Origin of the sequence: Phyllobacterium sp. 21LDTY02-6, from assembly GCF_023554255.2 — a bacterium.
Taxonomy (GTDB): domain Bacteria; phylum Pseudomonadota; class Alphaproteobacteria; order Rhizobiales; family Rhizobiaceae; genus Phyllobacterium.
This window is the reverse complement of record NZ_JAMJWD020000006.1, coordinates 277,339-298,833: the sequence shown is the minus strand read 5'-3', so window position 1 is coordinate 298,833 and position 21,495 is coordinate 277,339. Positions and strand designations below refer to the sequence as shown.

Here is a 21,495-nt window from a genome sequence, read left to right as displayed (position 1 = left end):
CATTTCAAACACCTGGCACAGATATCAGGTCAGCAGCGGTCTGCCTTCGAACATGGGTGCCTGACCCTCGACCTCGGATTTGATGAATTCGCGCAAGACGCGGATGCGCGGTGTATTGACGATATCCTCGTGGCAGATCAGCCAGTAATCCCGATTGAGATGCAATTGCTTCGGCAGTACCGGCACGAGTTCGGGGTAGTTGCGGGCGATATAGTATGGAAGGATGCAGAGGCCGAAGCCCGATCGCGCGGCGCTCAATTGCGAGAAGATGCTCGAACTCTGATAGGATGCCCTCAGGCCCGGCAGGATCTCGCGCATATAGTCGAGCCCGGGCGTGAAGATCATGTCCTCGATATAGCCGATGAACTGATGGGTGGACAGATCCGAACGCTGCCGGACAGTCGAATGACGCTCGAGATAGGACCGCGACCCGTAGACGAAAAGGCGATAAAGCGTCAGCTTCTCCTGATGATACCTTCCCGTCCGCGTGGCATTCAGCGTGATCGACAGATCCGCTTCGCGCCGGGAAAGCGAAACGATCTGTTGGATCGTTACCATCTCGATGGAAAGAGAGGGGTGGGATTGCGCCATGAGAGGCAACCGGTCCGCCAGGAAGAAATTGGCGATGCCTTCGAGGATGCTCAATCGCACGACGCCGCTCAGTGCCGCCGTTCCGCCTGCCGCCTCGCTCTGGAACCGCACGGCTTCCCGTTCCATGATCTCGGCGGATTCGATCAGTTTCTCTCCAAGCGCCGTCAGAATGTAGCCCCGCGGACTGCGCTCGAACAGCCGCGCCGAGAGAGCTTCTTCGAGCCTGTCGATCCGCCGCGAAACGGTGACGTGGTTCGTGCGCAGCCTTCGCGCTGCATTGGTCAGCTGGCCGGTCTTCGCCACCGCCAGGAAGTATTGCAAATCGTCCCAGGTGAACTGCCGCATGCGCTGCCCTGCTGTACGTTTTTGTACTTGATATGTGCAAAATTAGGTGTTTGTGTACTTATTTGTCAATGCTACAGTTTTTGCAACAACATGGTTGCCGGTCGGGAGAAACAAGGCGATCATGGGCTGGTTTATCCGGATCGGGAAACGGCCGGATCGAGGGAGGAGAATAACCAAGCGGGGTGCGGCTGAGCCGCATGGGCGTGTGTAGATTTTCATCACATCATCGGCTGTAGCGGATCATCCTCCGGATGGCCGGTTAGTTTAATCTTTGGGAGGAGATACGAATGAAGCTTTTGAGCATCGCGACCGCAGCCCTGCTGGCGGCGACTGCCATTCCCGCGATGGGCGCGGAAGTATCGGACGGCAAGGTCAAGATCGGCATCCTGAACGATCAGTCGGGCGTCTATGCGGACTTCGGCGGTAAGTGGTCGTTCGAAGCCGCCAAGATGGCGGCGGAAGATTTTGGCGGCAAGGTGCTCGACGCACCGATCGAGGTCATTTCGGCCGATCATCAGAACAAGCCGGACATTGCCGCCAATATTGCGCGTCAATGGTACGACACGCAGCAGGTGGACTCGATCATGGAGTTGACCACCTCGTCCGTGGCCCTCGCAGTCCAGGGCATTTCCAAGGAAAAGAAGAAGATCGACCTGGTTACCGGCGCGGCGACTGCCGAACTGACCGGCAAGCAGTGCTCACCCTATGGCTTCCACTGGGCCTACGACACGCATGCTCTGGCGGTCGGCACAGGCGGCGCGCTTGTCGGCGCTGGTGGCGATAGCTGGTTCTTCCTGACGGCGGACTATGCGTTCGGCTATTCGCTCGAGGAGCAGACGAGCACCTTCGTCAAATCCAAGGGCGGCAACGTGGTCGGCTCCGTGCGCCATCCGCTCGCCACGACCGATTATTCCTCGTTCCTGCTGCAGGCGCAATCGTCCGGCGCCAAGGTGATCGGCCTCGCCAATGCCGGACTGGATACGGCCAATGCCATCAAGCAGGCGGCGGAGTTCGGCATCGTTGCCGGTGGCCAGCGGCTTGCCGCGCTTCTCTTCACCCTGGCCGAGGTCCATGGTCTCGGCCTGGAGGCGGCACAGGGCCTGACACTGACGGAGAGCTTCTATTGGGATCGGGACGACGAGTCGCGCGCTTTCGGCAAGAAATTCTTCGACCGCACGGGCCGCATGCCGAACATGATCCATGCCGCGACCTATTCCGGCGTCCTGCAATATCTCAAGGCGATCGAGAAGGCAGGCACGGACGAGACCGAAAAGGTTGCCGCGGCAATGCATGAAATGCCGGTGGATGACGTCTTCGGCCGCGGTGCCAAGGTCGGCGCCAATGGACGCCTCATCAGCGATGTCTACCTGATGGAAGTGAAGAAGCCGGACGAAAGCAAGCAGCCCTGGGATTATTACAAGGTGCTCGCCACGGTTCCGGGTGCTGAAGCCTATATCGACCCCGCCAAGAGCGGCTGCGATCTGGTGAAGTAGCCGATGAGCGTGTCACACGGCTCTGCCGGGGGAGCGATCTCCCCCGGCGCGAATGCAGACAAGGTTTCGGACGTCGTCCTGACAGCGCGCGGATTGCGCCGCGATTTCGGCGGGTTCGTCGCGGTCAACAATGTCGATCTGGATGTGCGCCACGCCAAAATCCATGCCCTGATCGGCCCCAATGGCGCGGGCAAGACGACCGTCTTCAACTTGCTGACCAAATTCCTGCAGCCCTCGAGCGGCACGATAACGCTGCTTGGCGAAGACATCACGCGCACCGACCCGGCCAAGGTGGCGCGCATGGGCCTGGTCCGCTCGTTCCAGATTTCCGCGGTATTTCCGCATTTGTCGGTGCTCGACAATGTGAGAGTGGCGCTGCAACGGCCCCACCACCTTTCGACGCAATTCTGGCTGCCGATGGGCGCTCTCGACCAACTCAACGACCGCGCAATGCAACTGATAGAATCTGTCGGCTTGCAGGATGCTCGCAACCGGCTAGCCGCCGATCTCTCCTATGGCCGCAAGCGCGTGCTCGAGATCGCAACGACGCTGGCGCTGGAACCGAAGGTTCTGCTGCTCGACGAACCCATGGCCGGCATGGGGCATGAAGACGTCCACCATGTATCCGATCTCATCCGGGACGTGGCGCGGGACAGGGCCGTGCTGATGGTGGAGCACAATCTGAAGGTGGTGGCCGATTTGTGCGATCAGGTGACCGTGCTTCAACGCGGCGAGATATTGACATCCGGAGATTACCGCACCGTCAGCCGGGACGAACGCGTGCGCGTTGCCTATATGGGAACTGAACATGAGTGAGCCGCTGCTTTCCGTCCGCGATCTCAATGCCTGGTATGGCGAAGGTCACGCGCTGCACGGTATCGATCTCGATATCCATTCCGGCGAGACGGTGACCTTGCTCGGCCGGAACGGTGTCGGCAAGACGACGACGCTCCGTGCCATAATGGGCATCATCCGCAAGCGCACCGGCAAGATCGCTTTCGACGGAAAGGACATGATGCGCGTGCCTCTCCACCGTACCGCGCATGCCGGAATCGGGTTCGTGCCGGAGGAGCGGGGCATATTCGCGACGCTGACTGTGGAGGAGAACCTGCATCTGCCGCCGGTCGTATCGAAGGGCGGCATGAGCATCGACGAAATTTTCGAGCTGTTTCCGAACATCAAGGAACGGCGCAACAGTCCCGGCACCAAGCTGTCCGGCGGCGAGCAACAAATGCTTGCGATGGCGCGCATCCTTCGTACCGGGGTGAAGCTTCTGCTCCTCGACGAACCGACAGAGGGCCTCGCGCCGGTCATCGTGCAGCGCATCGGCGAAGTGCTCGTGGAGCTGAAGAAACGCGGTATCACCGTGCTTCTGGTGGAGCAGAATTTCCGTTTCGCCAGCAAGGTGGCCGATCGCTTCTATGTGGTGGACCATGGCAGGATCATCGATAATTTCCCTGTCGGGGAACTACCGCAACGCATGACCATGCTCAACGAAGCGCTGGGAGTTTGACGCGATGATGATGATCTTCGGCGTGCCGGTGCAAGCCTTCCTCGGGCAATTGCTGATCGGCCTGATCAACGGTTCCTTCTACGCCATGCTGAGTCTCGGGCTGGCCATCATTTTCGGTTTGCTGCGGGTGATCAACTTCGCCCACGGCGCGCAATATATGATTGGCGCTTTTGTCGGCTATCTGCTGCTCGCCGAGCTTGGCATCGGCTACTGGCCGGCGCTGATCATCGCGCCGCTGGTTGTCGGCCTCGCCGGCGCCTTCATCGAACGCATTGCGCTATCGCGGCTGTACAATCTCGACCATCTTTACGGGCTGCTGTTCACCTTCGGCCTGGCGCTCGTTCTTGAAGGCATGTTCCGCTACTATTACGGCGCTGCCGGGCAGCCCTATGCCGTCCCCGGTGCTCTTGCCGGAGGCTACAATCTCGGCTTCATGTTCCTGCCGAAATATCGCGCATGGGTGGTCGTTGCGTCGCTGGTGGTGTGCCTCGGCACCTGGTTGCTGATCGAGAAGACGAAACTCGGTTCCTACCTGCGCGCTGCGACGGAAAACCCGACGCTGGTGCGTGCTTTCGGCATCAACGTTCCGCTGCTGCTCACCTTTACCTACGGGCTTGGAGCGGGCCTCGCCGGTCTCGCCGGCATCCTGGCCGCGCCGATCTACCAGGTAAGCCCGCTCATGGGTTCGAACCTCATCATCGTCGTGTTCGCCGTCGTTGTCGTGGGTGGCATGGGCTCGATCCTCGGCGCCATCATCACGGGCTACATGCTCGGCATATTCGAGGGACTGACCAAAGTGTTCTATCCGGAGGCATCGAGCATCGTCATCTTCGTGATCATGGCCATCGTATTGCTTGTGCGGCCCGCGGGCCTGTTCGGAAAGGATGTCTGACATGACCGAAGCATCCCTTGCGACCGATAAGCCGCGCCGGCTCAATCTCGAGTTCGTCCTGATCCTGATCGGTATCGCCCTGCTCCTGGCCGCACCCTTCTATTTCTATCCCGTATTCCTCATGAAGGTCCTGTGCTTTGCCCTCTTTGCCTGCGCGTTCAACCTTCTCCTCGGCTATACGGGCATATTATCGTTCGGACATGCGGCATTCTTCGGCGGCGCGGCCTATTTCACGGCGCATTCCGTCAAGGTCTGGGGCTTGACGCCGGAACTCGGCATTCTGGTCGGCGTGGCCGGAGCTGCCGTGCTCGGCCTCGTCATCGGCTTCCTGGCGATCCGCCGGCAGGGCATCTATTCGACCATGATCACGCTGGCATTGTCGCAGATGTTCTTCTTCTTCTGCCTGCAGGCGCCGTTCACCTTCGGCGAAGACGGAATCCAGGGCATTCCGCGCGGCCATCTGTTTGGTCTTATCGACCTCAACCAGCCGCTCAACATGTATTTCTTCGTACTTGCCGTTTTCCTGCTCGGCATGTTCATCATCTGGCGCATCATCAATTCGCCGTTCGGGATGATATTGAAATCCGTCCGCGAGAACGAACCTCGCGCCATATCGCTCGGCTACTCGGTGGCCCGTTACAAGCTGGCGGCCTTTGTCATGTCCGCTGCTTTGACCGGCCTCGCGGGCGGCATGAAAGCCATCGTCTTCCAGTTTGCCACGCTTACCGATGTCAGCTGGCAAATGTCCGGCGAAGTGGTGCTGATGACATTGCTTGGCGGCATCGGCACGCTGGTGGGACCGATCTTCGGTGCCGCGCTGATCACGGCGCTCGGCAATTATCTGGCAACGTCGGAATTTCCGGTCACGGTCATCACCGGGATCATCTTCATGATCTGCGTACTCGTGTTCCGGCGTGGGCTTATCGGTGAGCTCTATGCTTCCCGTTTCGGAAGATGGCTGCAGAACAAAGACCACGACTGATGACCACCTATGACTACATCATCGTCGGGGCCGGGACGGCCGGGTGCACGCTGGCCAATCGGCTGTCGGCCGACAAGGATGTGTCAGTGCTTCTGCTGGAAGCCGGCCGGCGCGACAATTATCACTGGATACATATTCCGGTCGGCTATCTCTACTGCATCTCGAACCCGCGCACGGACTGGTGCTTCACCACCGAGGCGGAACCGGGGCTGAATGGTCGCATTCTCAATTATCCGCGTGGAAAGGTGCTGGGCGGCTGCTCGTCGATCAATGGCATGATCTATATGCGCGGCCAGGCCCGAGACTACGATATCTGGCGGCAGAGCGGCTGCACCGGCTGGGGATGGGACGATGTCCTGCCCTATTTCAGGAAATCGGAAGATTACTATCTGGGCGAAAGCGAGTTTCATGGCGCCGGCGGCGAATGGCGCGTGGAGGAAGCCCGGCTGCATTGGGCCATCCTCGATGCTTTCCGGGACGCTGCTGAGGAAGCCGGCATCCCGCGCATCGATGATTTCAATCGCGGCGACAATGAAGGCTCGTCCTATTTCAAGGTCAACCAGAAGCGTGGCATTCGCTGGAACACGGCCAAGGCATTTCTCCGCCCCGCCAGAGATCGATCCAACCTGCGGGTGGAGACCGGCGCGCATGTATTGAGGCTCCTCTTCGATGGGCCGCGAGCGACCGGGCTCGAACTCGAGCAGGAGGGGACAGTGCGCCAGCTGCGGTGCCGGCGCGAGATAGTCCTGGCCGCCGGCTCGATCGGCTCGCCGCAAATATTGGAACTCTCCGGCATAGGGCGCGGCGACGTATTGCAGGCGGCGGGGATAGAGACGAGAGTCGAGCGGCGCGATGTCGGAGAAAATCTGCAGGACCATTTGCAGTTGCGCTGCGCCTACAAGGTTTCCGGCATTCCGACCTTGAACGAGAAAGCCAACCGCCTCGTCGGCAAGGCCTCCATTGCGCTTGAATATCTGTTGCGGCAATCAGGGCCAATGTCGATGGCGCCGAGCCAGCTCGGCGTTTTCACGCGCTCGGATCCATCCGTCGAAACCGCCAATCTGCAGTATCACGTTCAGCCATTGTCCTTGGAGAAATTCGGCGAGAACGTCCACCCCTTCCCTGCCTTCACCGCCAGCGTTTGCAATCTTCGGCCCGAAAGTCGCGGCAGCGTCCACGTCAAATCGCGGCATCACCGCGACCAGCCGGCCATAAGGCCGAACTATCTCAGCACCGAAGGCGACAGGCGTGTGGCGGCAGATTCGATCCGCATCACGCGCAATATCGTGGCGCAGAAATCGTTGCAGAAATACAGCCCGGAGGAATTTAAGCCGGGGCCGCAATATCAAAGCGAAGCCGAACTCATCGAAGCCGCCGGTGCGATAGGGACGACCATCTTCCATCCCGCCGGCACCTGCCGCATGGGCGCTGATCCGGATTCCGTCGTCGATCCGCAATTGCGCGTACGGGGCGTCGATGGCCTGAGAATAGCCGATGCGTCGATCATGCCGAACATCACATCCGGCAATACGAATTCTCCAACGATCATGATCGCTGAAAAGGCCGCAGACATGATCCTGGCTGCGGCCCGCTAGATCTTACCAGGTCATGTGCGCCTTCAGCAGCGCGCGCCGGCCTTCGCCATAACCACAGACATTGACGCCCTGGCAGCCCGCAACATATTCCTTGTCGAAGACATTGGTGACATTCAGATCGACGCCCCAATTGTCTTTCTTGTAGCCCAGCTTCAGATCGAGCAGCGCGACATCCGGCACTTTGAGCGTATTCTCGCGATCCGCATAGGTCGATCCGACGTAGCGGACGCCAGCGCCGAGTTCCAGGCCTTCCAGCTTGCCCGACGGAACGGTGTATTGGGCGAACAGCGATGCCTGCGTTTCGGGTATCAGGTAAGGCCGCTTGCCGATGAGCAGCGGATCGGCATCCTCCTTGACCTCGATGTCCATCGCGGTGAATGACGCGGTCAGTTTCCAGGCATCGGTGATGTTGGCCTGCGCCTCGATCTCGAAGCCGCGCGAATTGACTTCGCCGATCTGGAACGCCTGCTGGAAGGGGCCCGTGAGGACATTTTCCTTGGTCAGGTCGAAGAATGAAGCGGTGATCAGCCCGTCGAACCATTCCGGCCGGTATTTGACGCCGACCTCATATTGCTGTCCCGTCTCCGGCTTCAGGAATTCGCGATTGCCGTTGACGCCGATTTCGGGGCTGAAGAAGCTAGCGATGCTTGCATAAGGCGTGAGGCCATTATCGAACTCATAGGCGATGCCGGCGCGGCCGCTCAGGCTGCCATCATGGCCCTCATAGTCGGGGAGCCCGCTGGCATCGGTCTTCACATAATCATAACGGCCATTGAGCGTGACGATCCAGCCATCGCCGAACCGCATCTGGTCCTGCGTGTAGATGCCGATCTGGTGCTGCTTGATCACCTGATCGATATAAGGAGCGCCCAACGGCGGCTGAGGCGTGCCGTAGACGGGATCACTGGCACTCATGGGGGTAGCGTCAACCGAAATCTGTACCTGATCGATGTTGTAGAACTTGTAGTCGACGCCAAACAGCAGTCTATGCTCGATCGGGCCGGTCGTGACTATGCCCTCCAACTGATTGTCGACCAGGAAGTTGTCGACAGTGGTGTCGTGCTTGAAGTTTACGCGCGCCAGCTCGTTCGCTGGACCAGGTACGTCGCTGTACGTGTAGCGATAGAGCGCCGATTCATCATAGCCTGCCGAATATCCAGAAGCATATATGGAGTGTTCTTGCACATTGCTGTGGCCATACCGAACGTTCTGGCGCACCGTCCAGTCATTGTCGAACGTATGTTCCAGCTCATAGCCGATGGACGCCTGCTCGCGATTGTAATCGTCGATCGACGGCTCCGTGAAGTTGGCCTTCCGGTCGATCCGGCCGAAGGCGGTCGGTACCACAGTTCCGTAATAGGGCAGGAACGAGCCGCCATCATGTACCGAATCGAGATGGGTATAGTTGCCGAGGATCGTCAGCTTGGTGGCTTCATCCGGCTTCCAGGTGATGCTGGGATTGATCACGCCGCGGAACTCTTCGGAGTAGTCGGTGTAATTGTCGCCGCCGCCGATCTTGCCGTTGATGCGGTAGTCGACCGTATCGGAAGCCTTGTCGCCGATGTCGAAGCCGAGATAGCCATTGCCATAGCTGTTGATGCCGGCCTCGACCCTGCGGATGCGCTCGCCCGTCGGTCGCTTGCTGATATAGTTGACGATGCCGCCCGGGTTGCTGCCGCCATAGAGCACGGAGGCCGGACCTTTAAGGACGTCTATCCGCTCAATGCCGTAGGAATCGATATAGAAACCGCCAAAGGCGTAACCGAAATTGTGCAGGCCGTCGAGAAAAGTGCCCTTCTGGGTGGCGTCGAAGCCGCGAATATAGAGCCAGTTCGTGTCGTTATCGACGCCGAACGGCTGTGCGAAAATGCCGGATGTATAGCGCAGCGCTTCATCGATCTTTTCCGCGCCCTGCGCATCCATCTGGTCACGGCCGATAACCGATACAGCCTGCGGGATCTCTTCGATCGGGGTACTGCTCTTGGAACCGGTGGCCGAACGCTGCGGCACGAAGCCTTGCACGGGACCCGTCGCGGTTCCGTCGGCATTCTGGCCGCTGATGACGATTTCCTGCAGCCTAATCGATGAGTTCGCATCCTGTGCCTGTGCCGCAACCGACATCAAGCTCAGCGCCGCGGCGCTCCCCAGAAGCGTCAATAAAGTTGATCTATATGTCCCGCGCATCGTCAAAATTCCTTGCAACGTCATGCCCCACCGGCCGTCTCAATTAAGTTGAGCTTGTATATCAAGTTAGGCGGTGTGGATTGACGGTTTCTGCTGCGTTTTGAACGATTATGGGCGCTTCTTCAGTTCCATTGCTCCCGTTGCCAGACTGCAGGGGTCACGCCCACCACCCGTTTGAAAACCCGGGTCAGATGCGCCTGATCGGAAAAGCCTGCGAGCGACGCGACCGTTGTCAGCGATGCGCCTCTCTTTCCGAGCAGCGATTGGACTTTCCTGATCCGCGCCTTCATCTGCCATTGATGCGGAGCCATGCCCGTCGAAGCCTTGAATGCATGGCTGAAATAGGATTGCGACAGGCCCGTCAGATCCGAGAGCTCCTGCAGCCGGATCGTCCGGAGACTATGTTCTTCGATATAGGCCGTCACCAGCCGCAGATGCCGAGCCGATAGCTGGCTGCGTTGCCGCTTCCTAGCCTGGCCGATCTGGAAAAGCTGAACCACAAGCGCCGTCACCAGGCTGTCGCCATAGAGGTCGTTGAGCGGCTGCTCGTTGACGCATTCATCGGCGATGAGACGCGCCAGCCCGGCGACTGCGTCATCCGAGAACATCAGGCGTGGCTTCTGGAAGCGCTGGGTGATGAGATCGTCGCCGAACCGGCGTCTGATAATGTCCAGATCGAAATGGATATCGAGATGGCGCAGATATTCCATCTTGCGCAAGCGGCCCCATACGGGCAGACCGGCCGGAATGAAGCTCATCGGGCAATCAATGCCATGGCTGTTCAGGTCGGAAGCCTTGTCCGTACCGAGTTGAAGCGTTCCTCCGCCGCATTTGTCCAGCACGACGAACAGTCGCGGGTCTTCGGAGATATATTCGCCTCGCGCTTCCGGCTCGCACTTCACCGACCAGACATCCGCTACAACACCCGCCCATGAACGCCATTTGAGGCCGCCGATAACGGACACACCTTCAATCCGGCTCGTCATGCGTGGGTGAAATGTCATTTCCCTTGCCCCGCGGATTTTAACCCTCTACGCCCTGCCGCCAATAGGAAACGACAAGGTGCTGCTTGCGATCAAGCTTGCGCTCCTTGCGCAAATAGCCGCGGATTGCCTTGAATGCGGTGAATTCGCAGCCCGCCCAGGCGAAGATGCGCTGCTGATCCTTGGGAAATTCAACGCTTCTCACCGCGTCCTGCAGGAGCGTGGTCGTGCCTGCCTTGCGGCCATTCCGGTGCAGCCACTGCAGATCGAGCTGGCAGCGATGGTCGAAGCGCTGTTCTTCGAGCGCACTGTCCACTTCGATACGCGCGACGACTTTCGCCTCGGCCGGGAGTTCTTCGATGATGCGGCCGATCGCCGGCAGGGCGGTCTCGTCTCCTGCGAGCAATTGCCAGTCCGCATCCGGCACCCCGCCGCCGCCGGGGCCGGTCAATCCGACAATATCGCCGGGCTGGGCATTCATGACCCATACGGAGCCGGGCGTTTCATCATGAATGACGATGTCGATGTCCACTTCGCCGCGTTCGACGTCGATATTCCTGATCGTATAGACCCGGGCCGTGAGCTTGTGTTCTTCTGCCGGCCAGATCGGCCGGCCATCTTCGCCGGCAATAGGCCATTGCGGCGCGACCTGCTCCGGCGGGATCAGCAGGCGAATATGAAGCCCGCCATAGGAGAAGCGGCGCAAGTCTTTGCCGCGCAGCCGAACCCGCCGCATCATGGGCGAAAGAGTGCTGACGCCGACCACGCTCATTTCCCTGAAATAGGGCAGCGCGCCGCCGGACGTGCCGTCGCCGGCCCAGACGATTTTCGGTCGTTCGCGGCGCGCAAATTCGATCACATGTTCGGCAATCGCATGTTTCATGTATGCGAGGCCGGTCTCGTCATCGCTTTCCGCCGAAAGAAGCAGCGTATCGTCGCCGGCTTCGATCGTGGCGATACCATAGCTCAGTTCGATCTGGCCCTTGTGCCCTGCCTTCGTTACCTCGCCATGCTCCGCAAAATGATTGGTGAGCTTGTTGAAGTAGACGAGAGGGGTCGGAAGACTCACCCGTGCAGTAGCGCTTAATCGAACCTGATCCATTTCCACTCCTCGAAACATGGCTTTGCCGGGCACGGCTTCCGCCAGCATGCCTGTTTCGTATTACCCGACAATAATATGACGCATCAAGTCATATTATTGTTCACAACTTCGGATAGAAGCGATCTCGGAGAAATTCCACCTCTATGGCGCATTGGGTTCAAGAAGCGGATGTGTTATCCCCCTCCCCGCGCCTCACGGCACCCCATGTCAGCAATCAGCACGTGCATCCAATGATAAAACGCTTCTTTGCCTATTACGCACCCTATAAGGGCCTGTTCGCGCTGGATTTCTCCTGCGCGGTGCTGTCGGGACTGCTCGAGCTCGGTTTCCCGATGGCGGTGAAGACCTTTGTCGACGATCTGCTGCCGCAGCAGGATTGGACTCTCGTCATAATTGCCTCGCTGGCGCTTCTGGCCCTCTACCTCTTCAACACTGGCCTCAATGCCATCGTCGTCTATTGGGGCCACAAGCTCGGCATCAATATCGAAACCGAGATGCGCCGGAAGAGCTTCGATCATCTGCAGAAGCTCTCCTTCCGCTTCTACGACAACCACAAGACGGGCCACCTCGTCGCGCGGGTAACCAAGGATCTCGAGGAAATCGGCGAGGTCGCCCATCACGGGCCGGAAGACCTGTTCATAGCCGTCATGACTTTCATCGGCGCCTTCTGCCTGATGTACTATGTCAATCCGATGCTTGCGCTCATCACCCTGATCGTCGTGCCGATCATTGTCTGGGGTGCAGGGCGCTATGGCGGCAGGATGACAGCGAACTGGCAGAACCTCTATCGCCGGGTCGGTGATTTCAATGTCCGGATCGAAGAGAATGTCGGCGGCATGCGCGTGGTCCAGGCCTTTGCCAATGAAGAGCACGAGCGCCAGCTGTTTGCACGGGACAATGCCCGCTACCGCGAGACCAAGCTTGCCGCCTACTGGATCATGGCGGCCAGCACGTCGCTCAATTATATGAGCATGCGGCTCATCCAGGTGATCGTGATGATTGCCGGCAGCTATCTCGTCATAACGGGACAAATGTCCAATGGCGGCTTTGTCAGCTTCCTGCTGCTCGTCACCGTGTTCGTGCGTCCGATCGAGAAGATCAACGCAGTCATCGAATCCTATCCCAAGGGCATAGCGGGTTTCCGGCGGTATACGGCGCTTCTCGATACCGAGCCCGACATCGCCGACCGGCCCGATGCCGTGACTGTCTCCAAGCTGCGCGGCGATATCGATTATGCCGGCGTCACCTTCGGCTATTCGCTCGACCGCCCTGCCCTGCGCGATGTCAACCTCAAGATCAAGGCCGGCGAGACGGTGGCTTTCGTCGGCTCGTCCGGCGCCGGCAAGACCACATTATGCTCCCTCCTCCCGCGCTTCTATGAAGTGGACGCCGGAGCCATATACATAGATGGCACCGATATTCGCGATATGACCCTCACCTCCCTGCGGAGCCAGATCGGAGTGGTGCAGCAGGACGTGTTCCTTTTCGGCGGAACCATCCGCGAGAACATCGCCTATGGCCGGTTGGATGCCTCGGATTTCGACATAGCGGAAGCTGCGCGGCGGGCGAGGCTGGACGCGACGATATCCGCAATGCCCGATGGTTTCGACACGGTGATCGGCGAGCGTGGCGTGAAGCTTTCCGGCGGGCAGAAGCAGCGGCTGGCGATCGCGCGCATGTTCCTCAAGAACCCGCCCATTCTCATTCTCGACGAGGCGACGTCGGCGCTGGATACCCAGACCGAGCGCGAAATCCAGGCCTCGCTGGCGGAGCTTGCCGAGGGTCGTACGACATTGGTGATCGCGCATCGGCTTGCGACCATCCGCAATGCGGACCGTATCATCGTCGTGGATGAGAGCCGCATACTGGAACAGGGCACCCATACGCAGCTGTTGCAGTCCGGCCGCTTCTACAAGAGGCTGTACGATGCCCAGTTCGGCGAGCATGGCACGCCGTCATTGGCGGGCTAGGGTGTCGGCCCGGCCAGTGTCCGATCAACGAACGAAACTGACCGGAACGCCAGTGGACGGATGTTTGATGACATCCATGTTGATCCCATAGATGGCGGCAAGGCTTTCCGGAGTCATGATCTCGTCGGGCGTACCACGTGCGATCATCTTGCCCGAATGGAGCGCGATGATCTCGTCGCAGTAGCGTGCAGCCATGTTCACATCATGCAGCACCACGACGACGCCCAGCCCCTTTTGCTGGGAAAGGCGATGGACGAGTGACAATATCTCCACCTGATGAGCAACATCCAGCGCGGAAATCGGCTCGTCCAGAAGCAGCCATTCGGCATCCTGCGCGACAAGCATCGCCAACCAGACGCGCTGGCGTTCGCCGCCGGACAGCGTATCGACGAGGCGGTCGGCAAAACCGCGTATATCGGTCAGATCGATGGCTTCCTCGACCTTCTCGCGATCGAGCTTGCTGAACCGGCCGAGTGCGCCGTGCCAGGGATAGCGCCCCAGCGCCACGAGTTCCCGCACCAGCATCCCCTCCGCCTGCGGCGTATATTGCGGCAAATAAGCGACCTTCCGGGCGAAAGCGCGCGCGCCCCAATCGTCGATGGGTTGCCCTTCGAAGATGACCCTGCCGGCACTTGGCGCCTGTTGCCGGGCAAGGATCTTGATCAGCGTCGATTTTCCGGAACCATTGTGACCGATCAAACCGGTGACCTGCCGCGACCGCAACGTCAGCGAAAGCGGACGAAGCAGAACGCGGGCCTCTGCGGAGAAGCTGACATCGCCCAATTCCAACAATGCCCCCGCGGAATTGGATGCGGCCTGCCGATCCGTTGAGCTTAATTCGAGATGATCCATCATCGTCCTTTCAGCCGCGCCGTCTAGTTGATCCGGAACGGTACGGTAAAGCTCTGGCGCGCAACCGACACTTCATCCGGCGCGGAGGGAACCGGCGAGGCATTGCGGACAGTATTGAGAACACTCTGGTCGAGCTGGCTCGAACCCGAACTGCCGACGACGCTGGTAGCGACAATGGAGCCATCGCGCGTCACGACGAAACGGACCGTGACCGTGCCACTGCCATCGGCTCGTGCCCGGCGCGCCTTCCGTCGAAGATAGCTGCTGATGCGATCGCCCCACTTCGCGGCCTGGCGCTCGGCAGCCGCGCTCGATGCGGCCCGTTTTGGCGGCTGTGCAGCCTTCGGCGCTTCGACCTTCGCGATTTCGATCTTCTTTTCGACCCTCTTTTCGACTTTCTTGACGATTTTCTTTTCGGCCGGCTTCTTTTGAGGTTCCGGTTTTTCCGGCTCGGGCCGAACGACCGGCAACGGCACTTCCACCTTCGGCAGTTCCACCAGTTCCTCAGCCTGTTCCGGAAGCGGCTCCACATCTGGTTCAGGCTCGAGCGCGGCCTGTTCTACCGGCTCCACCTGTTCCTCGGGCTCGGGCTCGATCTCTTCCGGCGGAGTGACCTCCTGCTCGGCCACCTCTTCCGGCTCGACCGGCTCGGCGATTTCTTCTACCGGCTTCGCCACGATCGGCGCGGGCATCGGCTCCATGTCGATGATGATGGGCGCCTGTATGTCTCCGGCTGCCTCATCGATATCGGCCTGCTGGATAGCCAGAGCGGCACCGACGTGCAGGCCGGCCACCACGACGCCCGCGGCGGACCAACGCCCGATCTCACGCCAGTCCGTGCCCGAAAATGCAAAGGGGCCTGCGCGCCGCATGGACATTACCCGTTGTTTCCGTTCGATGCCGCCGGTGCGGACTCCAGGCCGACAAGTGCAATCTTGAGATAACCGCTCGACCGGAGGCCATTCATCAGATCCATGAGCGAGCCGTAATCGACAGCCTTGTCAGCACGCAGGAAGATCCGGGTTTCCTTGTTTCCGTTGGTCTGGCGGTCGAGGAAACCGCCCAGCGCATCCGCGGTCAGGACGTCATTGCCGACAGCAATGGATTTGTCTTCCTTCAATGTCACATAGACTGGCTGATCTGGACGCGGGGCGGGCGTCGCCGTCGATGCCGGCAGATCGACATTGATGTCGACCGTGGCAAGTGGTGCGGCAACCATGAAAATGATCAGCAGCACCAGCATGACGTCGATGAACGGCGTCACATTGATCTCGTGGTTTTCCTGCAGATCGTCGTCGGACGAATTTTGCCTTATGCCGCCGGCCATGGGTTTCTCCTATTCCGCCGCTGCGCGAGGCTGCCGCGCTGCGGGCAGATGCGCAAAATCGACGTCGCGGCTGACAAGACGCTCGACGCCGGCAGAGGCGTCCGCCAGGAGCTGGCGATAACCGGTGATCGAACGCGCGAACACATTGTAGATCACGACGGCGGGGATAGCGGCGACGAGGCCGATGGCCGTCGCAAGAAGCGCCTCGGCGATGCCGGGTGCGACAATCGCAAGATTGGTGGTTTGTGACTGCGAGATGCCGATGAAGGAATTCATGATGCCCCATACGGTGCCGAACAGTCCGACGAAGGGTGCGGTCGAGCCGATGGTGGCGAGAACGCCGGTGCCCCTGCCCATGCGGCGCCCGGCCTGCGCTTCGATACGCGAGAGGCGCGACGCCACGCGTTCCTTGAGGCCTTCCGGTCCGACATGCCCGTGAGTGTCGCTGGAGAGGCGGACTTCCTCGCGGGCCGCACTGACGAGCAAGGCGCCGGGTCCACCCTTCCCTTCCAGCGCGCGCTCGGCGTCCTGGAGCGTGCGCGCGCTTCCGATTGCGTTGAGTGCGCGATAGGCCCGCACGCGAGCGCCAGCGAGTTCCAGTGTCTTGGCGAGCCACACGGTCCAGGTTACGAGCGATGCAAAGGCCAATCCCAGCATGACGGCCTTCACCACCCAGTCGGCGGCCATGAACATTCCCCACGGCGACAGATTGTGCGGTAGCGTTCCCGACGCCTGCGACGGCGCAGCGTCAGCGGGAGCCGTAGTCGCGTCCGGCTGGGCCGGTTCTACCGGAGCCGGGGTCGCAGGCTGGACCTGCTGGGGCGTTGTCACCGATGGCTGCGCGAGTGGCGATTGTGTTTCCTGCGCTGAAGCAGGCTGCTGCAGCAGGATCAGCGCAAGGGCAGCGGCGCAGATGAAGCCGAACCTCGAAGTTCGGTTGTCACGGCGGTTTTCGGTCGGTGTTGCGGCTCTTGGTTCCATGTCTGGATATCCCTGTCTTTCCCGTCTGCCTTCAACGAGGCACCGGCTGCACGTACCTGCAGCGGCATTCACGGGCGGGCTTATAATTTATGACTTTAACAATCAAGTATATTCTGAGAAAAATCAACCGCTCAAAGCGCCTAAGGGCTTCTGCACCAGCCGTGCGAACGAGTTCAGCGGACGGAGACCCAGCCTATAGTATGCCCCAGGCGCGGAAGCGGCCTCGCCCGGTGATCTCGCGCATCCCTATCTCGGCAATGAGATTGAGGGCGCCGCGCTGCGATATCTTCAGTTCCTTCGCCACGAGCGCCGCCGATATGATGGGCCGCGCAAGCACGAGGTCGATGAGAGCCGGAAGGCTGGAGGTGGAGCGCCGGTCCTTGAGCTTGCGTTCCAGCTGGACCCTGGCAAGGCTGAGCCGCTCGACTTCCTTGAGGTGAGCAATGCTGGAATCGCGGGCGGCGCCGATGAAGGCGAGCAACCGTGTCATCATATCCCTGGATCGGCGCTCGGCTCTCGGAATGTTTTTCAGCCCGGCATTGAAGGCGCCAAGGTGGATGCGCGTCTTGCCTCTTTCGCGCAACATGGCCGATACCAGCAATGGGCCCAGCCAATGTTGATGCTGCAAGGGTTCGATGGTTTCCCACGCATCCCAAAGGATGGCCGCGGCGAGCAGTGGCGGCAGCGCCCGGGAAACATCGTGAACGCCGAGCCATTGCGTGACGCGGGCGTCCTCGTCCCAGTCGGGATCATAGACGAGCGGGTCGCCTTCCAGCGTGGCGGTGTGGCGGATATCGACGTTCGGCGTGCGCGGCAGGCGTGACCGCGGATGGGCGAGCGTCTCGGCGGACCGCTTCATGACTTCGTCGAAGCGGGCAAGCTCTGTCTCGAATTCGAACTCGGCGGCCGATTTGGCTTCCTCGCTCGCCTGCTCCCCTGCCCTCGCCCCCGGCGTTTCGGCCGGCCTTGCGGGTTCCGATATATACTCGCCATCCCTGCGGCCGCGCAGGCTGGCGAGGCCCTTTGCGCTCAGCGCCCAGGAAGGAGGGTTGGAAGCAATCTGGCGGCGGGCGCGCAGTATGGTGTGCGCGATGGTCAATTCATGTGTCGGCGTGCGAATATCCATCCGCGCATCATGGAGAACGAGGTCCTCGACATGGACGAGTTCGCCGGCGAGCCACATCGCGTTGCATGCCTCGGCGAAATGCGAGCGCTCGATCCAGCCGGTGTTTTCCTTGAGAAGGCCATCCGCGGTCCGGCGGGACGCCTCCCCGGCCTCGGATTTGCGGCTCAGCCGATCATCCAGGCGCGCCAAAGCGTCCTCGGCTTCAACCACCGGTTGGAACAAGGCATTCAACGACAATGCACTAGAATCATAAGTCATTGAATTAAATATAGAGGATGAGGCAAACGGAAGATAGTCTAGCTATAACTTCCGTTGAAGCGGTCGATCGTCAGCCTACAACAACCGTCGCTTTGCCGGGAACCCGACTATAGAGGTCGATAATATCCTGATTGATCAGGCGGACGCAACCGGATGACATCGACTGGCCAATGGACCACCATTCAGGCGAACCGTGAATACGATAACCAGTATCCACGCCATCCTTGAAAATGTAAAGCGCCCTCGCCCCGAGCGGGTTCTGCGGGCCGGGCTCCATGCCGTTCTGGTATTTTACCAGCTCTGGTTTGCGCTGGATCATTTCACGTGGCGGGGTCCAGCGCGGCCATTGCTTTTTGTATTGAATATTGGCGCGGCCGCTCCAGAGGAAGCCATCCTTGCCGATGCCGACGCCATATCGAATGGCATCGCCGCCCGGTTGGACGAGATAGAGAAACCGTTCCTGCAGACGGACCACTATCGTACCTGGCTGCTCGCCCGTCGGGTCGACGACGACCTGCCGTCGGAACTGGGCCGGGATCTTCTGGTAGGGTACCGCCGGCAGCGAATACGGGCCCTCCTGCACCGCCGCATACATGACATCGGGTACAGTGACGTTCCTGTCGACGCTGATCTGCGGGCGGATGCCGTTGGTCGGCATCGGGTCTATGTTCATTTCCGGCAGGCTGAGCGTCGTCTGGGTGCAGCCCGCGCTGCCGAGCAGTGCCAGCGAGCCGGCGCCCCATAGCAATTGCCGCCGCGTGAAATCCGGGGTGGTGTTTGATTTGGCGTTCGACTTCTGGGCTTCGGACAAGGCGGCATCTCGCTGTTTTGCTACGATCCGGAAAGGATAAAAAAATGTGGTTTATAAAGCGTGAATCGCATTTGCCAGTTGACAGCTGTCAACTCTGCCCCAGCCACCGAGTCGTTGACAGGTGTCAACGCGCCCACTTCGCATAGTCCTAAGGTCCAATTTTCCAAGTCGTCCAGTTTGCGTACCGTGCAACCTGGCATTTCATATGAACTTCCGGTGCCGCCTCTGATTGAGCTCAACCGACAATCCTCCTGAGGAGCCCATGTCCAACAGCAATGTTCTCAAGATCGCTGACGCTATCGATACGACAATTCCGCCCGCCCCGAATCCGCTACAGGAGGCCGAGGATTTCATCCAGGCCAATATCACCAAGCCGCTTGCCATATCCGATATCGCCGATGCCGCCGAACTCAGCGTTCGTTCGCTCCAGCGTCTGTTTCGGCGACGCCATGCCTCCTCCCCGCTTCAATATCTGTTGGCGATCCGCATTGCGGCCGCGCGCGACATCATTCTACGCGGAGAGGTTTCAACGGTGCGGGAGATCGCAGCAATGCTGCATTTCAGCAATCCCGGGCGCTTCACCCGGCTGTATCAGCGGAAGTACAAGGAAGTTCCATCCGCCGATCTACGCAGGGTGCGCCACGGCAATGATCAATAGTAAGCTGCCGACCTATCGAGAAAGTCGTGAAAATGCACGATGACATTGTCCTTGTCGATCAGGATGACCGCATAGGCAGGCGGCTCGTGCGTGATGGCGAGATCGCCGCCCGAGAAATCGAGCGCCGTCTGGTGGTTGGTGCTGCGCAATATGCTGATGGGGATGCCGCGCCAACTGCCGCCGACCGGCCGATGCGCGTGTCCGGCAAAAACATGCCTGACATTACCGTGGCGCTTCAGAGCGGCGTGAAGCTCGTCAGCCTCGATGATGCCCATGGTGTCGAGCAGAGGCATGCCGATAGGAAAGGGCGGATGATGGGCGAACAGGTAGACCGGTTCGGCCTTTGCCTCGGCCAATCGCTCATCGAGCCATCGTAGCCTTGCCTGGTCCAGGCGCCCTTCCGGCCTTCCCGGCAGCAGCGTGTCGAGCAGGCACAGAATACCTTCCGGGGTGTGGACGATCTTCTGGACGAAGCCATTTTCCGCTCCCGCTTCCGGAAAGACCTCAAGAAACGCGTCGCGGTCATCATGATTGCCGAGCAGCAGATGATGCGGTGGAACCAGCTTCCGCAATTCGTCTGCCAGGATATGGTAGCTATCCACTGCCCCCGTGTCGCTGAGATCGCCGGTGAAGATCACATGGGCCGCATCCGCATGGCACACATTGATATCGGCGATGCAGGCTCGCAGGCGTTCGAGCGGGTCCAGCCCGCACAGCGTCGCTCCGGCTGCGACCAGATGCAAATCCGTAACCTGTATGATCTTCATCAGGCAGCACCCTCATTTCGCAGCGGCAGGTCCGATACGGGCCGCGTGCTGCTGCGAAGCACCAGTTGCGTCGCCAGGCGCACGTGCATGGGCTTGTGCTCCGGTTCTGCTTCGCGCCGGTCGAGCAGCGCAACTGCCTGCTCGGCCATCTGCCTTGCATCCTGATGGAAGGTGGTCAGTTCATAGGCGCTCCACGACGCCTCGGGTATGTCATCGAAACCGATAACGGCGACATCTTCGGGTATGCGCAGGTTTGCATGGCGTCGCACGTGATCCATGAGGCCGAATGCCACGAGATCATTGACGCAGAACACCGCCTCGGGCCTGTCCGTGCCTGAGAACAACTGCCTGGCGGCCTCCTGCCCTCCCTGATAGTTGGAGTTGGAGCCGTCGCCGCTCATGACGAGCGCCCCATTTTTCTCGGCTTCCTGCCGGAAACCCCTCTCCCGCTCTATCGTCGTCGGCGTGCGTATCGAGGGCGCTGCGAAGGCGAGCTTCCTGTATCCCGCCGCAAGGAAAAGCCGCGCTGCTTCCCGGCCGGCATCCTCATTATCGACGTTCACGTCGTCGGCGCCGGTTTCCGAGCGTCCGAGCACAATGAGCGGCTGGCCATTGCGCCGTGCAAGTTCAACGAAAGACGAGGGTGGTGAGCCGGAAAGGATGATCGTCGCTTCGGCGCGATAGCCGAACAGGGTCTTCTGCGCGGCAGTCAGTTCCTCTTCCGTATGGCCGGTATTGATGACGATAGGGACGCTGCCACGATGGATGAGCGCTTTCGTCAGCGCTGCGACGAGGTGCGAGCGGTAGCCGAGCTCGGGGTCCGTCGCCACGATGCCGACGAGCCTGCTGCGCCGCGCCAGCAGTCCGCGCGCCAGATCGTTGACCTGGTAGCCGAGCGCTTCCGCTGCCGCCAGTATCTTCTCGCGTTTCTTGGCCGAGACGCTGGCGCCGGGCGTAAAAGCCCTGGATACGGCCGAGCGGGAGACGCCGGCTGCCTTGGCGACCTGGACTGCACTTACATAATTGCCGCCGCCCTTGCTGTCTGAGGTCCGTTTGGATTTCATC

20 protein-coding genes are annotated in these 21,495 nt (G+C 60.2%); 8 read left to right on the top strand and 12 right to left on the bottom strand.

The genetic code is table 11. The annotated features are described in order from the left end of the window. Positions 1–24 precede the first annotated feature (24 nt). Positions 25–936, bottom strand: coding sequence for a LysR family transcriptional regulator (locus tag M8997_RS19930; RefSeq protein ID WP_250019763.1), 912 nt, complete (start codon positions 934–936; stop codon positions 25–27). Between the two features lie 287 nt (positions 937–1,223). Between M8997_RS19930 and M8997_RS19925 the strand changes: the two genes are divergently transcribed. The 6 genes from M8997_RS19925 to M8997_RS19900 are packed head-to-tail and all read left to right on the top strand — an operon-like array spanning position 1,224 to position 7,411. Beyond that, on the top strand, positions 1,224–2,429 hold the full coding sequence (locus M8997_RS19925; protein WP_250019765.1) for an ABC transporter substrate-binding protein: 1,206 nt from the start codon (positions 1,224–1,226) through the stop codon (positions 2,427–2,429). 3 nt (positions 2,430–2,432) lie between these two features. Next, a complete protein-coding gene (locus M8997_RS19920) occupies positions 2,433–3,245 on the top strand; it encodes an ABC transporter ATP-binding protein (protein ID WP_250019767.1) in 813 nt (270 codons plus the stop codon). Then, complete coding sequence (locus tag M8997_RS19915) at positions 3,232–3,942, top strand: ABC transporter ATP-binding protein (RefSeq protein WP_250019817.1); 711 nt, start codon at positions 3,232–3,234, stop codon at positions 3,940–3,942. Before M8997_RS19920 ends, M8997_RS19915 begins: the two co-directional genes overlap by 14 nt. A 4-nt stretch (positions 3,943–3,946) precedes the next feature. Then, positions 3,947–4,834, top strand: coding sequence for a branched-chain amino acid ABC transporter permease (locus M8997_RS19910; RefSeq protein WP_250019769.1), 888 nt, complete (start codon positions 3,947–3,949; stop codon positions 4,832–4,834). Then, positions 4,827–5,816 carry a branched-chain amino acid ABC transporter permease gene (locus M8997_RS19905; protein ID WP_250019771.1) on the top strand — a complete coding sequence of 330 codons (990 nt, stop codon included), beginning with the start codon at positions 4,827–4,829 and terminating at the stop codon, positions 5,814–5,816. The genes M8997_RS19910 and M8997_RS19905 overlap by 8 nt, the downstream gene beginning before the upstream one ends. After that, a complete protein-coding gene (locus M8997_RS19900) occupies positions 5,813–7,411 on the top strand; it encodes a GMC family oxidoreductase (RefSeq protein WP_250019818.1) in 1,599 nt (532 codons plus the stop codon). The genes M8997_RS19905 and M8997_RS19900 overlap by 4 nt, the downstream gene beginning before the upstream one ends. Before the next feature lie 3 nt (positions 7,412–7,414). On the opposite strand, the gene M8997_RS19895 is transcribed toward M8997_RS19900, so the two are convergent. The 3 genes from M8997_RS19895 to M8997_RS19885 all read right to left on the bottom strand — a co-directional run bounded on the left by M8997_RS19895 (position 7,415) and on the right by M8997_RS19885 (position 11,680). Then, the gene (locus M8997_RS19895) at positions 7,415–9,595 is read right to left on the bottom strand and encodes a TonB-dependent siderophore receptor (RefSeq protein ID WP_250019773.1); all 2,181 of its coding nucleotides are present in this window, start codon (positions 9,593–9,595) and stop codon (positions 7,415–7,417) included. A gap of 122 nt (positions 9,596–9,717) precedes the next feature. Continuing rightward, positions 9,718–10,599 (bottom strand): AraC family transcriptional regulator, encoded by an 882-nt coding sequence (locus M8997_RS19890; RefSeq protein ID WP_250019775.1) that lies wholly within the window; start codon positions 10,597–10,599, stop codon positions 9,718–9,720. A 19-nt stretch (positions 10,600–10,618) separates the two neighbouring features. Next, entirely contained in the window at positions 10,619–11,680 is a 1,062-nt protein-coding gene (locus tag M8997_RS19885) for a siderophore-interacting protein (RefSeq protein WP_250019776.1), read from the bottom strand. A gap of 230 nt (positions 11,681–11,910) precedes the next feature. Between M8997_RS19885 and M8997_RS19880 the strand changes: the two genes are divergently transcribed. Further along, complete coding sequence (locus M8997_RS19880) at positions 11,911–13,650, top strand: ABC transporter ATP-binding protein (RefSeq protein ID WP_250019778.1); 1,740 nt, start codon at positions 11,911–11,913, stop codon at positions 13,648–13,650. A gap of 24 nt (positions 13,651–13,674) precedes the next feature. Here the strand turns inward: M8997_RS19880 and M8997_RS19875 are convergent, their stop codons facing one another. The 6 genes from M8997_RS19875 to M8997_RS19850 form a co-directional block, all read right to left on the bottom strand. After that, entirely contained in the window at positions 13,675–14,502 is an 828-nt protein-coding gene (locus tag M8997_RS19875) for an ATP-binding cassette domain-containing protein (protein WP_250019819.1), read from the bottom strand. Between the two features lie 23 nt (positions 14,503–14,525). Continuing rightward, complete coding sequence (locus tag M8997_RS19870; protein WP_250019779.1) at positions 14,526–15,374, bottom strand: energy transducer TonB; 849 nt, start codon at positions 15,372–15,374, stop codon at positions 14,526–14,528. A 5-nt stretch (positions 15,375–15,379) separates the two neighbouring features. After that, positions 15,380–15,829: a TonB system transport protein ExbD gene (gene exbD / locus M8997_RS19865; protein ID WP_250019780.1), complete on the bottom strand. Its 450-nt coding sequence runs from the start codon at positions 15,827–15,829 to the stop codon at positions 15,380–15,382. A 9-nt stretch (positions 15,830–15,838) separates the two neighbouring features. Further along, positions 15,839–16,810 (bottom strand): tonB-system energizer ExbB, encoded by a 972-nt coding sequence (gene exbB, locus M8997_RS19860; RefSeq protein ID WP_250019782.1) that lies wholly within the window; start codon positions 16,808–16,810, stop codon positions 15,839–15,841. 193 nt (positions 16,811–17,003) lie between these two features. Beyond that, positions 17,004–18,194, bottom strand: coding sequence for an RHE_PE00001 family protein (locus M8997_RS19855; protein WP_250019784.1), 1,191 nt, complete (start codon positions 18,192–18,194; stop codon positions 17,004–17,006). A 70-nt stretch (positions 18,195–18,264) separates the two neighbouring features. Then, entirely contained in the window at positions 18,265–19,005 is a 741-nt protein-coding gene (locus M8997_RS19850) for a L,D-transpeptidase (protein ID WP_250019785.1), read from the bottom strand. Between the two features lie 262 nt (positions 19,006–19,267). Between M8997_RS19850 and M8997_RS19845 the strand changes: the two genes are divergently transcribed. Next, entirely contained in the window at positions 19,268–19,663 is a 396-nt protein-coding gene (locus M8997_RS19845) for a helix-turn-helix domain-containing protein (RefSeq protein ID WP_250019786.1), read from the top strand. Here M8997_RS19845 and M8997_RS19840 read toward each other — a convergent pair. Both M8997_RS19840 and M8997_RS19835 read right to left on the bottom strand, forming a co-directional pair. After that, positions 19,657–20,430, bottom strand: coding sequence for a phosphodiesterase (locus tag M8997_RS19840; protein WP_250019788.1), 774 nt, complete (start codon positions 20,428–20,430; stop codon positions 19,657–19,659). The two genes, M8997_RS19845 and M8997_RS19840, sit on opposite strands and share 7 nt — an antisense overlap. After that, complete coding sequence (locus M8997_RS19835) at positions 20,430–21,494, bottom strand: LacI family DNA-binding transcriptional regulator (RefSeq protein ID WP_250019789.1); 1,065 nt, start codon at positions 21,492–21,494, stop codon at positions 20,430–20,432. The genes M8997_RS19840 and M8997_RS19835 overlap by 1 nt, the downstream gene beginning before the upstream one ends. Position 21,495: the final 1 nt, after the last annotated feature.

What these genes read in the sequence shown, in the direction of transcription:
- M8997_RS19930 (WP_250019763.1), bottom strand. Translation starts at nt 936, where the DNA reads ATGCGGCAGTTCACCTGGGACGATTTGCAATACTTCCTGGCGGTGGCG.
- M8997_RS19925 (WP_250019765.1), top strand. Translation starts at nt 1,224, where the DNA reads ATGAAGCTTTTGAGCATCGCGACCGCAGCCCTGCTGGCGGCGACTGCC.
- M8997_RS19920 (WP_250019767.1), top strand. Translation starts at nt 2,433, where the DNA reads ATGAGCGTGTCACACGGCTCTGCCGGGGGAGCGATCTCCCCCGGCGCG.
- M8997_RS19910 (WP_250019769.1), top strand. Translation starts at nt 3,947, where the DNA reads ATGATGATGATCTTCGGCGTGCCGGTGCAAGCCTTCCTCGGGCAATTG.
- M8997_RS19905 (WP_250019771.1), top strand. Translation starts at nt 4,827, where the DNA reads ATGTCTGACATGACCGAAGCATCCCTTGCGACCGATAAGCCGCGCCGG.
- M8997_RS19895 (WP_250019773.1), bottom strand. Translation starts at nt 9,595, where the DNA reads ATGCGCGGGACATATAGATCAACTTTATTGACGCTTCTGGGGAGCGCC.
- M8997_RS19890 (WP_250019775.1), bottom strand. Translation starts at nt 10,599, where the DNA reads ATGACATTTCACCCACGCATGACGAGCCGGATTGAAGGTGTGTCCGTT.
- M8997_RS19885 (WP_250019776.1), bottom strand. Translation starts at nt 11,680, where the DNA reads ATGGATCAGGTTCGATTAAGCGCTACTGCACGGGTGAGTCTTCCGACC.
- M8997_RS19880 (WP_250019778.1), top strand. Translation starts at nt 11,911, where the DNA reads ATGATAAAACGCTTCTTTGCCTATTACGCACCCTATAAGGGCCTGTTC.
- M8997_RS19875 (WP_250019819.1), bottom strand. Translation starts at nt 14,502, where the DNA reads ATGGATCATCTCGAATTAAGCTCAACGGATCGGCAGGCCGCATCCAAT.
- M8997_RS19870 (WP_250019779.1), bottom strand. Translation starts at nt 15,374, where the DNA reads ATGCGGCGCGCAGGCCCCTTTGCATTTTCGGGCACGGACTGGCGTGAG.
- exbD (WP_250019780.1), bottom strand. Translation starts at nt 15,829, where the DNA reads ATGGCCGGCGGCATAAGGCAAAATTCGTCCGACGACGATCTGCAGGAA.
- exbB (WP_250019782.1), bottom strand. Translation starts at nt 16,810, where the DNA reads ATGGAACCAAGAGCCGCAACACCGACCGAAAACCGCCGTGACAACCGA.
- M8997_RS19855 (WP_250019784.1), bottom strand. Translation starts at nt 18,194, where the DNA reads ATGACTTATGATTCTAGTGCATTGTCGTTGAATGCCTTGTTCCAACCG.
- M8997_RS19845 (WP_250019786.1), top strand. Translation starts at nt 19,268, where the DNA reads ATGTCCAACAGCAATGTTCTCAAGATCGCTGACGCTATCGATACGACA.
- M8997_RS19840 (WP_250019788.1), bottom strand. Translation starts at nt 20,430, where the DNA reads ATGAAGATCATACAGGTTACGGATTTGCATCTGGTCGCAGCCGGAGCG.
- M8997_RS19835 (WP_250019789.1), bottom strand. Translation starts at nt 21,494, where the DNA reads ATGAAATCCAAACGGACCTCAGACAGCAAGGGCGGCGGCAATTATGTA.